Source organism: Agaribacterium sp. ZY112 (genome assembly GCF_041346925.1).
Lineage (GTDB): Bacteria > Pseudomonadota > Gammaproteobacteria > Pseudomonadales > Cellvibrionaceae > Agaribacterium.
Genome location: NZ_CP166840.1, coordinates 610,024 through 623,830, shown reverse-complemented (window position 1 = coordinate 623,830; position 13,807 = coordinate 610,024). Strand labels below are relative to the sequence as shown.

General features: G+C 44.7%; 10 protein-coding genes. 6 read left to right on the top strand and 4 right to left on the bottom strand.

The window, feature by feature from the left end:
• Window positions 1-13: 13 nt before the first annotated feature.
• Entirely contained in the window at window positions 14-526 is a 513-nt protein-coding gene (locus AB1S55_RS02715; RefSeq protein WP_370980251.1) for a hypothetical protein, read from the bottom strand.
• 159 nt (window positions 527-685) lie between these two features.
• Between AB1S55_RS02715 and AB1S55_RS02710 the strand changes: the two genes are divergently transcribed.
• Window positions 686-1,282 carry an Hpt domain-containing protein gene (locus AB1S55_RS02710; protein ID WP_370980250.1) on the top strand — a complete coding sequence of 199 codons (597 nt, stop codon included), beginning with the start codon at window positions 686-688 and terminating at the stop codon, window positions 1,280-1,282.
• 23 nt (window positions 1,283-1,305) lie between these two features.
• Here AB1S55_RS02710 and AB1S55_RS02705 read toward each other — a convergent pair whose 3' ends face one another.
• On the bottom strand, window positions 1,306-2,232 hold the full coding sequence (locus AB1S55_RS02705) for a diguanylate cyclase domain-containing protein (RefSeq protein ID WP_370980249.1): 927 nt from the start codon (window positions 2,230-2,232) through the stop codon (window positions 1,306-1,308).
• A 108-nt stretch (window positions 2,233-2,340) separates the two neighbouring features.
• On the opposite strand from AB1S55_RS02705, the gene AB1S55_RS02700 reads away from it, so the two are divergent.
• The gene (locus tag AB1S55_RS02700; protein WP_370980248.1) at window positions 2,341-3,129 is read left to right on the top strand and encodes a TatD family hydrolase; all 789 of its coding nucleotides are present in this window, start codon (window positions 2,341-2,343) and stop codon (window positions 3,127-3,129) included.
• Here AB1S55_RS02700 and tcdA read toward each other — a convergent pair.
• On the bottom strand, window positions 3,115-3,912 hold the full coding sequence (gene tcdA / locus AB1S55_RS02695) for a tRNA cyclic N6-threonylcarbamoyladenosine(37) synthase TcdA (RefSeq protein WP_370980247.1): 798 nt from the start codon (window positions 3,910-3,912) through the stop codon (window positions 3,115-3,117). The two genes, AB1S55_RS02700 and tcdA, sit on opposite strands and share 15 nt — an antisense overlap.
• Window positions 3,913-4,082: 170 nt before the next feature.
• On the opposite strand from tcdA, the gene AB1S55_RS02690 reads away from it, so the two are divergent.
• The 3 genes from AB1S55_RS02690 to bglX all read left to right on the top strand — a co-directional run bounded on the left by AB1S55_RS02690 (window position 4,083) and on the right by bglX (window position 11,588).
• On the top strand, window positions 4,083-6,239 hold the full coding sequence (locus tag AB1S55_RS02690) for a YgiQ family radical SAM protein (RefSeq protein WP_370980246.1): 2,157 nt from the start codon (window positions 4,083-4,085) through the stop codon (window positions 6,237-6,239).
• A gap of 311 nt (window positions 6,240-6,550) precedes the next feature.
• Window positions 6,551-9,184 carry a helicase-related protein gene (locus AB1S55_RS02685; protein WP_370980245.1) on the top strand — a complete coding sequence of 878 codons (2,634 nt, stop codon included), beginning with the start codon at window positions 6,551-6,553 and terminating at the stop codon, window positions 9,182-9,184.
• 193 nt (window positions 9,185-9,377) lie between these two features.
• Window positions 9,378-11,588: a beta-glucosidase BglX gene (gene bglX / locus AB1S55_RS02680; protein ID WP_370980244.1), complete on the top strand. Its 2,211-nt coding sequence runs from the start codon at window positions 9,378-9,380 to the stop codon at window positions 11,586-11,588.
• Window positions 11,589-11,618: 30 nt separating this feature from the next.
• On the opposite strand, the gene AB1S55_RS02675 is transcribed toward bglX, so the two are convergent.
• Complete coding sequence (locus AB1S55_RS02675) at window positions 11,619-12,566, bottom strand: LysR family transcriptional regulator (protein ID WP_370980243.1); 948 nt, start codon at window positions 12,564-12,566, stop codon at window positions 11,619-11,621.
• Between the two features lie 129 nt (window positions 12,567-12,695).
• On the opposite strand from AB1S55_RS02675, the gene AB1S55_RS02670 reads away from it, so the two are divergent.
• The gene (locus AB1S55_RS02670) at window positions 12,696-13,649 is read left to right on the top strand and encodes a redoxin domain-containing protein (protein WP_370980242.1); all 954 of its coding nucleotides are present in this window, start codon (window positions 12,696-12,698) and stop codon (window positions 13,647-13,649) included.
• Window positions 13,650-13,807 lie beyond the last annotated feature (158 nt).

The window sequence follows — 13,807 nt, the reverse complement described above, 5'->3', positions numbered from 1 at the left end:
TAGCTGGGGGGGCTCAGGCTGCATCTTTGCTAGCAGCCCGATGGCTGAGCACATATGCTTGTTGGATGAGTAAGGCGTCAGAGCTAGCGCGGTGGCGCTCTGTATTTAGACTGATTTCTAATTCGGCTTTGGCCCTGTCCCAGTATTTAAATTGCTGCTCAAGCATAATGTGTTCAATAGCTCTGAGTTGAAAGCTTGGGCTAAAACTTACACTCTCAAATAAGCGTTGTAACCAGCGCTGATCATGGCTCAGCGCATCAGAGAAAACAGCATCTTTATTTAAGAACTTATTTAGTTCCAGGCAAACTTCACAAGCTGGTTTGCCGCGTTCTAGTAATGCTTTGCGGCTAATGCCATGCAGTTGTTCTGCCGTGTCACTCCAGTGTAGCCAGTCGCTCTGGGGGCAAATTAAAGCGCAGTAGCGCTCCCCGTTATGCTTGGCAATGCCAACTTCTATTGGGTAGCTCGAGCTGCCAAAACCAGAGGCTTCAATATCTAATGTATTGGGTGGATAATTATGTTCCATTGTCGCTCCAAGCATCTTGCTTTTTTTCCTTGCGATCCATTGAGCTTAGCAGCCTTGTATTAATACGGTGCTTTTATTCCTTTACCGTGTAGCTTTATGGGGCTAGTTGGCCCTGTTTTGCTATGCTAATGAGTGTTATCGGTCTAAAGAGCTAGTCCCGTGCCAAAAAGTGATAAGAATGCTGAATTAGTTTTACCTTCGGAACTGAAGACCATCGATTTTACTGTGAAAAAGCCAGATATTGCTCGTCGCTCTAGTTCCTTTATTCGGGTTTTGGGTTCTTATATTGAGCATAATAAAGACACGGGTGTTCAACTTAGCGTGGCATTTGCTAATGGCGACAATGAGCAGTTACGTGAATTAATTCATAGTGTTAAAGGCGCAAGTGGTAATTTGGCCATGCAGCCTTTATATGAATTGGCAGCAGAGCAAGAAACATGGTTGCGTCAAGGTGCTAGTATTCACAAGGATGTCTTTGTTGAGTTAATTGGTCTGTTTGAAGACTCCATAGACGATGCTCAGCGTATCATTGATGCGAATACGGTCAAAAATGATTCACTTGCTAATAACAGCGACAAAAGTAGTTTATATGCAGAATTGCGCGTTTTTCTTCAGCGCAGTGAAGTGCCTGAAGTTAGCTTATTGAATAGAGTTCGAGACAGTCGAGCAGATTCATCACAAATGGAGGCTCTGTGTCGGGCATTAGAATCATATGATTACGATGATGCCTTAGAGATATTGAGTGAGGATGAATAAGAGTTAGCTTGGGTTCAATTATTTTATTCGAGCTCATTAGAGATTACTCTTGCTCGACCTCGTGCTTTAGCTTCATAAAGGGCTGTATCGGCGCAGCGAATTAAATCATCGGTATCGACTAATTCATCTGGAATTGTTGAGCATATCCCGGCACTAAAACTTAGATAATCACTGACAGTAGAACTTTTGTGTTCTATGCACATGGCTTGTACGGCGTCTAAGGCATTATTGACCAAGCGCTCGGCTATTTCGGTGTCACTGTTGTAAATAATGACTGCAAACTCTTCTCCCCCATAACGAGCAATAAAGTCAGAACTGCGTTTAAAAGTAGCACTAAGGCTTTGCGCAACGGCTTTTAAACATTCGTCACCGGCGGGGTGGCCATATCTATCGTTGTATTGTTTAAAAAAATCGATATCAAGCAAGCAGAGGCTGACACTTTGCTCTTCGCGCATACAGCGGTTCCACTCTATGCGCAGTTGATCATCAAAGGCGCGACGATTATTGACTTCGGTGAGGCCATCAATGCGAGCAAGGTTGGAGAGTAGTTCAGTTTGGCGCAGCATTTGAGCTTGTAATTTAATTCGAGCTCTAAGCACAACATTATTAATCGGCTTGGTGATGTAATCGCGAGCCCCAAGTTCTATACCTCGAGCTTCGTCAGCAGGATTATCCATGCCCGTCATAAAAATAATGGCTGGCAAGCCGTAATTTTGCTCGTTCTCAATCACGGTATGGCAAATTTCAAAACCGTTGCCATCGGGTAGGCCTACATCTAAGAGTACAAAGTGCATTTCTTTATGGCTGAGTATTTCCAGCGCTTTTGCCCGGCTTTTGGCAACAAACAGGCGATAACGACCTGTTAAGGCATCAACGATAATGTCGATATTGACGGGGTCGTCTTCGACAATAAGTATGTTATACAGTTGTTCGTTAATGAGTGCGCTCATAAGCTCGCTATCAATGTATGTGCTTAAGTCCGTCTAAAGCACGGAGGCGAAGCAAATAAAGTCGACTTCGCATAAACTCAGTCTAGAACAATGTACGGAGAACGTTAGGTGGGCACTTACGCGCCAACTTTGATTGATAGCCACTGCCATTTTGATTTTGACGCATTTGAGCAAGATCGAGATGCACTTTGGGTTCGTTGTCAGCAACAAGGTATGGCGCATCTACTTTTGCCGGGGGTGGAAGCGAGGCAGTGGCCCAAACTTGATAACTTATGCGAGCAATATAAAGAGTGGTCTTATGCCGTGGGTTGGCATCCTTGGTATTTGGATTCTGCACCAAGCGAGATGGCGTTTTTGTATGAGCAGTTAGAACAAGCGGCAAGGGCTCAACGCTGTGTTGCCATTGGCGAGTGTGGTTTGGATGCCTTAAAGGGCCCAGACATGCAGCGCCAGAGACAAGTACTGCAAGTGCATATTGATCTTGCTCGCGCTTTGCAGCTGCCATTAATTTTGCATTGTGTGAAAGCGCATGGGCCATTAATGCAGCTTATTAAAGAAGCAAAGTTAAGCGCGGGTGTTGTGATACATGGTTTTTATGGCAGCAAGGATTTGGCTTTGCAGTGGCTTAAGCTTGGCGTTCATTTAGGCATCGGTGCTGCCGTGACTCACAAGCGCGCTCACAAATTACGTGAAGCTGTGCGCGCTTTGCCTTTAGAGGCTGTGCTGCTTGAAACGGATGCGCCAGCTATGAGTCCAAGTTGGCTGGCTAATAATGAGCGTAATTCGCCCGAGCAGCTGCCCGCAATTGCTGCTTATATCGCCGAATTGCGCGGCGAAGAGAGTGAGCACCTACTTCGATCTAATATGGCTAACTGTAAGCAGTTATTTGGTTTTTGAACACTGTTCAAGGTAGCGCCAAACAGCGCGAGCTGCGGCAGAAAAACCAAAGCTGCCGGTCACCATTACCGAAGAGCCTAAGCCCCCAGCGCAGTCTAGTTTGACGCCATCGATCATGGCTTTTTTATCTGTGCATACAGAGCCGTCGGGCTTGGCGTAAACAATGGCTTCGCGGCTATAGATTGCATCTACGCGAAATTTTCTGCGGCTTGTTCGTGTAAATTTATGATGGCGATAAAGTTGATTGCGTAGCTTGGCTAATAGCGGGTCGTATTCTGTATGGCCAAGATCACAAACATCAATTTGGTTTGGATCGCTCTTACCGCCCGAGCTGCCCACACAAATCAGTCGTTGTTTACTGCGAATACAATAAGCCACTAAGCTCGCTTTTACGTTGACTGAGTCAATGGCATCGATAATGACATCGACATCACCGTCGATAAGCTCAGCCGCATTGCGTTGTGTTAAGAAATCGTGCACGCAGTTGAGTTCAATCGCAGGGTTGATCAGCTTTAGGCGTTGAGCCATAACATCAAGCTTATTTTGTCCAACCGTGTCGCTTAGCGCATGTAGTTGTCGATTACTGTTGGTCACACAGATGTCATCAAGTTCAATCAAGGTAAGTTTACCGATGCCCGAACGTGCTAGCGCTTCGGCAGCCCAAGAGCCAACCCCACCAAGGCCAATAACCGCCATATGGGCTTTAGCGAGCTGTTGTTGTGCTTGTGTGCCGTAAAGGCGGCCTATACCGCCAAAGCGCATTTGGTAATCTTCGTCGATCATGCTGAACCTGCTATTTTCTTGCGCGCTTTGTATCCTAAAAAAGAGCTAGCGACAAGAGCTCTATAGTTTGTAATGACAGTTAAATTAATCGCATTTAGAGCCTTAGTGTATTAGGTTCGGCGGCTCGGCTCAGGTAGAATGGCGACCGTTTTCCAGCTAATAGAAACTCCATGGCCGACATTCATAAAGCTCCGCACTTATTGTCTTATCCAAAATACTGGGCTTCGTGCTTTGAACCCGCGCCTTTCTTACCTATGAGCAGGGCGGAAATGGATGAACTTGGCTGGGATAGCTGCGATGTCATCATCATTAATGGCGATGCCTATGTCGATCACCCAAGTTTTGGTGGTGCACTGATTGGCCGTTTACTCGAAGCGCAAGGCTTTAGGGTCGGCATGATCGCCCAGCCCGACTGGAAAGACGTCGAAAGCTTCAAGGTACTTGGTGAGCCCAATCTGTTTTTTGGCATTAGCGCCGGTAATATGGATTCGATGATTAACCGGTATACGGCTGACTTACGTGTTCGTCACGATGATGCTTACACCCCAAACAATGAAGGTGGCTTGCGCCCTGATCGCGCCGTCACTGTCTACGCGCAAAAATGTCGCGAAGCCTATAAAGATGTACCTCAGGTTATTGGTGGCATTGAGGCGAGTTTACGGCGCATTGCACAGTACGATTATTGGAGCGATGAAGTTCGTCGTTCAGTGTTAATCGATTCTGGTGCTGATATTCTTTTATACGGCAATGCCGAGCGTGCCATTATTGAACTAGCTGCGCGTGTAGCTGCGGGTGAAAATGTACGTGAACTGGAAGATATTCGCGGTACAGCGGTGATAAAAAAAGAAGTACCCAACGAATGGACGGTGGTCGATTCCAGTCGTATTGATTGGGCTAAAAATATTGATGCTATTCCCAACCCTTATGCAATGGATGGCATGGGCGATAGCGATTGTAAGAGCTCGGCAAATGCTGGTGAAGTTGCGGATGAGGTGCCAGAAGAGGCCATTCGTATTATTCCTATGCCTTTGCAACGCAAGCATGATTTGGATGAGAGCCATACGGTTATTCGTATTCCGTCATTCGAGAAAGTGCGTAATGATAAGGCTCTGTATAGCCATGCTTCACGAGTATTGCACTTAGAGAGCAACCCCCAGAACGCTCGAACTATTGTGCAAAAACACGGTACTCGTGAAGTTTGGGTCAACCCCCCACCGATTCCTCTTGAAACGGATGAGATGGATGCGGTCTTTGCTTTACCGTATCAGCGTGTACCGCATCCCGCCTATGGCGACGCGACGATTCCTGCCTATGACATGATTAAAACCTCGGTCAATATCATGCGCGGTTGTTTTGGTGGTTGTTCGTTTTGTTCGATTACCGAGCATGAAGGCCGGGTGATTCAAAGCCGCTCTGAAGAGAGTATTTTGACCGAGCTAGAAGCCATCCGTGATAAGACTCCAGGCTTTACCGGACAGATCAGTGACTTAGGTGGCCCGACAGCCAACATGTATATGTTGAATTGTAAGGATCCACAAATTCACGCAAATTGTCGTCGTTTGAGTTGTGTATTCCCAACTATTTGCAAAAACCTGGTGACTGATCACAGTCCAACCACCAAGCTCTACCGTAAGGCGCGTGCGATCCCAGGTATTAAAAAAGTCGCGATTGCTTCAGGTTTGCGTTATGACTTAGCCGTAAAAGATCCAGAATATGTTAAAGAGCTGGTGACCCACCATGTGGGGGGGTATTTGAAAATTGCTCCTGAGCACACTGAAGAGCGCCCGCTTAATAAAATGATGAAGCCGGGTATCGATACCTTTCATGAGTTTAAGCGCCTGTTTGATAAATACAGTAAGCAGGCAGGTAAAAAACAGTATTTGATTCCTTATTTCATTGCCGCACATCCTGGTTGTGAAGACGAGGATATGATTAATTTAGCCTTTTGGTTAAAGAAAAATAAATATCGTTTAGATCAGGTTCAAACTTTTTATCCTTCGCCTATGTCTTTGGCAACAGCGATGTACTACTCCGAAAAAAATCCTTTACAGAAGGTGGGTTATAAAAAAGGCAGTGTGCATACGCCCCGTAATTTAAAACAACGCCGTTTCCAAAAAGCATTATTGCGTTTTCACGATGAGAAAAACTGGGATCTCTTGCGTGAAGAATTTAAAGCGATGGGTCGCCATGATTTAATTGGTGATGGTGAAAAGTCATTGGTGCCAGCGGATAAAAGTAAAAACTCTCGACGTGGTAGCGCGAGGCGCCCACTTGCAGCGAAGCGCCCTGCAGGTCGACGCTCTACTTCTAAGCGCTCACGTAAATAAGGTGTGCTAGGGGTTTGCTGCTTCGTAGTTCGATCGCTTAGTTTTTTGCTTTTTGGGGACGCCGTAAATATATCTATATAGGCTCGTCAGCCGCCTCCATGCGGCTGACGTCCCGCAATAGCAAATAGCTCAGTGATCTCATAAAGTGTAATGCCAAAATTTTGCACAATATTGAATAGCTATACGCTACAAAGCACTAAACTGGCTTTGGAAAATGATTAAGGGCACAGCATTGAGCGCGGTGTCTATGCTAAAGATGCGAAATCGCTCCTTGGATGGAGCGCGAGTATTAATAAATTAATTGGAACTGTATGTCTGAATTTGTACAAGGCCAACGTTGGGTGGTCGATTCTGAACCCGAACTTGGTCTGGGATTGGTTGTAGCGATCGAAGGTCGTAGCGTAAACCTGTTTTTCCCTGTTGGCGATTGTGAACGCCACTATGCCATCGAGCAAGCGCCACTTACTCGGATTCACTTTCACGAAGACGAACAAATAAGTGATATGGCGGGTAATACCCATATCGTTAAAGCCGTACACGAACAAAACGGTTTGTTGATTTATGAGACCAGTGAGAATGAACTTGTTGTAGAAACTCAGCTAAGCCCCGAAGTAAAACTTAACCAACCGTTTATGCGGTTGTTAATGGGACAAATAGATAGGCGTCGCTGGTTCAACTTCCGCCGCAGTTTTGACTTAGCCATGGCGCGCTTAAATGCCTCGCGTTTAAATGGTTTATTGGGCGCTCGCGCTGATCTTATTCCTCACCAGCTTTATGTTGCAAAAACGGCCTGTGAATTTGAAAAAGTAAGAGTATTACTTGCTGATGAAGTGGGTTTGGGTAAAACCATTGAAGCGGGTTTGATTCTTTCTCGTTTGCTTAAACAAGAGCGTGTTGCCCGAGTTTTAATCGCCGTTCCTCCTGCGCTACAGGTGCAGTGGCTAGTTGAATTGATTCGTCGCTTTGGAATTAGCCCAGTGCTTTATAACGAAGAAGATCACGACTTTAACGGTGCGCAAATTCATCTGCTACCGCACTGGGCGCTTTCTTTAGAGCGCGAAGAAATATTGGAAGCTGGTTTTGATTTGTTGATTATTGATGAAGCCCATCATATTCAGCAAGACGACAAAGAATTTATCGCCTTAGAACAAATGGCAGAAGTTTTTCAAAATCTGGTGTTAATGACTGCTACTCCAGAACAGTTGGGTTTTGATAGCCACTTTGCGCGCTTAAAACTATTAGATCCAGATAAGTACAGTTCAGCTGAAGCGCTTAAAGAAGAAGAGCAAGGTTACGAAAAACTAAATACTTTGCTGCGTGCTATGCCAGATAGTCGTGCTGAGCTTTGTCAGTTATATTCACTAGACAGTAAACTCGATGATCAGGCTCTTATTTCCGAGCTGCTCGATTGTCACGGAGTAGGGCGTACCTTATTCCGCAATGCTCGAACGGCTGTGGCCGGTTTCCCTGAACGTATTGCTCATGCTCATGAGGTTGACGGCCCGGAGTGGCAAGACCGCTTTAATTGGTTGGCAACGTTCTTAAAAGAAAAAGCCAAAGATAAAGTATTGGTGATTATGAATGACAGGGAGCAAGTTGCTGAATGTGAAAGCTTCTTGTGGCAAAAACACGGCATCGATTCGGCCGTGTTCCATGAAAAAATGTCTTTAGTTGAGCGCGATAGAGCGGCAGCTTATTTTGCCGATATGGAAGATGGCACACGAGTATTATTGTGTTCAGAGATAGGCAGCGAAGGTCGTAATTTCCAATTTAGCCATGACCTTGTGTGTTTAGATTTACCAGATCACCCGGACTTATTAGAGCAGCGCATTGGTCGTCTCGATCGTATTGGGCAAAAGAGTGACGTCAATATTCACGTGCCTATTGCAGAAAACTCGGAGTATTGTGACAACCGCAAACTCTGGCAGTGGTATCACGATGTGCTCGATTGTGTTGAGCAACAAAATGCAGCTGCAGGTGCTGTTCACGATGAATTTTGGCCGGGTGAAGACGAAGCACTGACAGATGAGCTAATAGAAAAAGCCCAAGAAAAAGTTGACGCGCTATTGTCAGACATTCACTCTGGTCGCGATGCTCTGTTAGAGCTTAACAGTTGTCGTCAGCCGCAAGCCGATACCCTGGCGCAGAGCATCAGTGCCTTTGAGCAGGAAACTCCGCTGGCGATTATCGAAGAGGCATCTGATTTACTGCATTTCCATTTTGAAGATCTCGGTGCTGGGCGCTATTCATTAATTCCTGCCGATAATATGATGATTCCTGTATTGCCAGGTATTCCACCAGAAGGTGTCGAGCTTTGCTTTGATCGCGCCTTGGCAAATGCGCGTGAAGACATCGTCTTTATGAGTTGGGATCACGCTTTTGTATTAGGCCTGTGGGAATTGTTAAAACAGGGTGATTTAGGTTCTGCCTGTGTCGCTATGTTGCCAAGTCGTCAATTGCCTCCAGGTAAAGTACTTATGGAGTGTAGCTTTGATGTGGTTATTCAAAGTGAATTTGCTCGTGAACTATTACCTTTTTTCACCCGCTACAGTGTGCGTAGTGTCAGCAGTGAATTGGCCGAGAAAGATTTAGCGCCAATGTTAAGCGAAGAGCAGCTGCAGACTACTTTGCATAAAGTGGATAAAAAGCTGGCTCGAAAAATCATCAAAAGCCAAAAAGAGCGGCTCACTGGTTTTTATCAGCAAGCTGAAAAATACGCTGAAGTGCCCAAGCAGGTATTAGTGGATGATGCTTTAAAGAATTTACGTGAGCACTTCGATACTGAGCTTCAGCGTGTCCGCTCACTGTCCGAAAAAAATGAAACGGTCAATGATGCCGATATTATTAAGTTGGAGTTAAAAAGCGAAGCCATGCAACACGCTTTACAAGAAAAAAGTCACCTTCAATTAAGCGCTATTAGAATGATCGTTACTAATAAGCCTTAATGTTTGGCGTTTTATATGGGGCGGGCCAGCTTTGCTGAGTCCGCCTTTTTTATGCCTGTTAGTTTTCCAATTGATTTTTTATTGAGTGTCAAAAGCTGTTATAAATTATGAGTGATCTTGTAGTCATTCTAAATGTCTTTGTGTAGTGTTCTATCTTTATCGTTTCAATAAAATAATAACTACGGAGTCTGTTGTGTGTAAGTGTTTACGTTTGGCTTGCTGTTTGTTACTGGGGGTTTCGGCATCCGCTTTTTCTGAAACTCCACAAGAGCAAATTGAAAATATACTGATGTCCTTAAGCTTGGAGGAAAAAGCAGGCCAGTTAAGTCTAATCCCTATAGAAGGTGAGCCCACAGAAGAGCAGCTGCAGCTTATTCGTGAGGGTAAAGTTGGCTCTGTCATTAAAGCTAATGGCGTGGCGAATAATCTTGCCCTACAAAAAGTCGCGGTAGAAGAAAGCCACAGTGGCTTACCCATTCTATTTCAAGAAGATGTGATTCACGGTTATCGCACGATTGCACCGGTGCCCTTAGCTGAAGCCGCCAGTTGGGATTTACAAGCTATACGCAATAGCGCAGCTGTTGCCGCCAGAGAGGCGCGTGCGGCAGGCATTCAACTGACGTACGCACCTATGGTTGATGTCAGCCGTGATCCTCGTTGGGGGCGTATTCTTGAAGGCGCTGGTGAAGATCCTTATCTTGCTTCTTTGATTGCCGAAGCGCGTGTACGAGGTCTTCAAGAAAGTGGTGAGCAGCATGAAAATATTCTAGCTACGGTAAAGCACTTTGCAGGTTATGGCGCCTCACTGGCTGGTCGTGACTACAACATTCGTGATTTAAGTGAGCGCGAGCTGCGTGAGATTCACCTTCCTCCTTTTAAGGCGGCTATTGATGCTGGTGTTAGCAGTGTTATGGGGGCCTATACCGCTTACGATGGTGTGCCAGCAACAGCCAATACGTGGTTAATGCAGAATGTACTTCGAGGTGAATTAGCTTTTGATGGTTTATTAATGACAGACTGGGAAACGATTCCCAACCTAATAAAAATTGGTGTTGCAGCTGATAAAGACGATGCCGTACAGCAGGCCATGGCCGCAAGTTTTGATATGGACATGACTTCTCAGCACTATGTGCAGCGCTTGCCTGAATTGGTAAAGGCAGGTTTGGTCAGCGAGAAATCCTTAGACGATGCTGTGCGCCGTGTTCTGCGCTTAAAACAGCAAGCCGGCTTACTTGATAAACCTTATGCGGCTTTTAATGCTGAGCGTGAGCAAAGTGAGTTGTTGTCGGAGCGTAACTGGCAAGAGACTAAAGACATAACTTTAAAATCGATGGTTCTGTTACAAAACGACAACAAGGTTTTACCAATAGATAGCTCAGTTAAAAAAATTGCCGTCATCGGTCCTATGGCAAAAGCACAAAAAGATTTATTGGGTTGGTGGGCTGCTAAAGGTCAGCCGGATGAAGTGGTTAGTATTTATCAAGGTTTAGCCAAGCGCTTTAAAGGTCAGGCTGAGCTAAGTTATGCTGAGGGTGTGCGTTTTGATGGTTTTAACGATGCCGGAGTAGAACTCATTGAGCCTGCGTTGGCTGTTGCAGAAGCGGCCGATATGATTGTTGCCGTTGTTGGCGAGCAGGAATGGATGAGCGGTGAGGGCGGCGGTACGGCTTCATTGACTTTGCCAGGCTTACAAGAAGAATTATTGGCAGCCCTGAAAGAACTAGGTAAACCGATGGTCACCGTTGTGGTGACTGGGCGCCCTTATGTATTAACGCACGTTGCAAAAAATACAGACGCGCTATTACAGGCTTGGATGCCAGGCTCAACAGGCGGGGAAGCCGTGGCCGAAATACTTGCGGGCGACTTTAACCCTGTTGGCCGTTTGCCGATTACCTTTCCTTATCATCAGGGCCAAGTGCCGATTTTTTATAACTACAAAGCAACCAGCCACAGCTTTAATGCCGGCGCCGATGACAATCGTTATTCCACTACTTATAGAGATGTGCCAACGACACCACTTTACGCCTTTGGTTTTGGTCTAAGTTATAGTGAATTTACTTATGGCAAGCCGAGTTTGAGTGCTAGCACTATGAAACGTGATTCTAGTTTAACGTTGAAAGTAAAAGTAAAGAATACAGGTGGAGCAGAAGCGAGAGAAACCGTACAGCTGTATTTACGTGATAAAGTAGCTGAAGTAACTCGACCTTTTAAAGAGCTGATTGATTTTTCTCTGTTAACTCTTAAGTCTGGAGAAAGCCAGTGGGTAGAGTTTGAGGTAAGCGAAGCTAAGCTAGCTTATATAGGTCGCGATTTAAAGCCGCGTATTGATGCCGGTAAATTTACCCTACTGGTAGGGCCTAATTCTCAAGACTTGCAAGAGCTTGACTTTGCTCTCGAAGATTAATTTTTAGGCCTTCATTGTTTAGGTCGATATTTAAGTAGATATGGGTTTTAATTTTAAGGCCCATGTCCCTTCTGTTGTTTCTCCAAGTGATTCAATTTTTTCTTTCAAAAAATCCACAAATACACGTACTCGTTCAGGTAGGTGTTCTCGTTTGGCATACATTACATGTACGCCCATCGTAGGGTGCTTAAAAGACTTATAGACTGGAACGATTTTCTTTTCTTCAATATAAGATCGGGCGATAAAGTGAGGGAATTGACTTAAACCCAGTCCTGCAGCACACAGCTCAGCCATTGCTTCGCCGTCATCAACTAAATAATCTTGATTAACATCGTGTTGGATCAGTTGGCCATTTTCTAGGGAGAGAATAGGCATTAATTTTCCGCTTTGTTTAAAGCGAAAACGAATCCAAGAATAGTTGGCTAACATGGAGCTTTTTAAGCGTTTCACTCCTTGTGATTTAAGGTAGTCAGGTGCTGCGCAGGTTACAAAATCCATGGAGCTTAAAGGGCGAGCCACGATGCGTTTTTCCTGAAGCGTTCCTGTACGAATAAGCACATCGTAGCCGTGTTCTATTATGTCGACATACGCATCATCGAAATGAATGTCGAGTTTGATATCAGGGTAGCGTTTACAAAATTCAGGCACTAGGGGCAGTAAGTAAGAGCGTCCATAAGATACGGGGGCGTTGATCTTTAGGCTGCCACTAGGTGAGCTGGTGTGATGCTTTAACCTTTGTTCACACGCATTTAAATCGTCAAGCATGCTTTTGACGTGCAGTAAGTACTCTCGTCCTTCTGCAGTGATGTTGATCTTTCGGGTCGTGCGCTGAAAAAGCTGTAGGCCTAAGCGTTGCTCCAGATTCAGAATAGCTTTACTGATGGTTGATGGGTCTGCACCAAGCTTCTTAGCTACTGCAGCAAAGCTGCCTTGTTCGGCGACCAAAACAAACATCTGTAAATGGTTGAAGGTATCCATTTTAGTCTCTCTGGCTTAAGTATTAATGAATAATATTCACTTTTGATATTCCATTAAAGCTATTTTTCGCATTGCTGATCGTGTTGATAATAAGCCCTGACATTAAAACTCTATTATTGGGAGATACTCATGGTCTTAAGCTTCTTTCGGCGTACATCACTTACCGGTTGCTTGTTATTTGCAATGTTGCCGGCAATGTTTCTTTTCGCTGCTTCATATGCGCAGGCTAAATCAGCTTTAGATATTTCACTCTATACCTTAGAAAACAAAAGGCTTAGCTTAAAAGACGTTGCCAAGGGTAAGCCTATTTACCTGAAATTATGGGCGACTTGGTGTAAGGACTGTATTGCTCAAATGCCTCACTTTGAACAGACCTATCGTAACGTAGGGCAAGATATAGAAGTGATAGCCGTTAATGTGGGCTTGAATGACTCTAATAGTGATATTAAAGATCTTATGCGTAGGCAATCTCTAACGATGCCTGTACTTGTAGATAAACATGGTGAGCTTGCTCAAGAGCTGGATCTCTTAGGCACTCCCCTACATATACTGATCGATGCACAAGGGCGTATCGTTCATAAGGGGTATGCCGCTGATGCGGATATTGATCAAAAGATTTCTATTTTAAGCTCGGGCAGCCTTGCAGCAATTCCATCCCCAGATAAAGAAACTACGATACCGCCGCTGTTTAGCGAGAGTGCTCATGACGTGAGTGTGGTTCTTTTTACTGCAACATGGTGTGACTGGTACCTTGAAGATACACGGCCAAAGATGGCGAATAACTGCCGTTCCTCTGCGGAGTTTCTTGAACAAGCATATAAATCTAAAGAGTTAACTAAGGTAAATTGGTTGCTTCTTGCAAGTCGGCTTTGGACTGGTCAGTCGGATCTAGATGAATTTGTTGCTAAGTATCATCTTAAAATACCCGCTCAGATAGACCAGAGTAATTTAAGATTCTTTGATCATCAAATAAGAGACTTTCCTGTATTGATCGTCTTTCGCTCAGGTGAGGAGTTAGGCCGTATTCATGATTTTGCAGATAAAAACGTAGCCTTAAGAAAATTAAAGGGCTTAGTTAACTAATAACAAGCTTATTAGGTGATGAATGAGTCGTAGTCTGTGATGTTTTATTTTGTCGCTCTATTCATTTTTTTAAACCGTTTTATCACGTTTAAAACGGTTTAAATATTTGGTTTTATATGCGTTTAGTTTATTTTTTTATTAATTTATATACCTGCCTA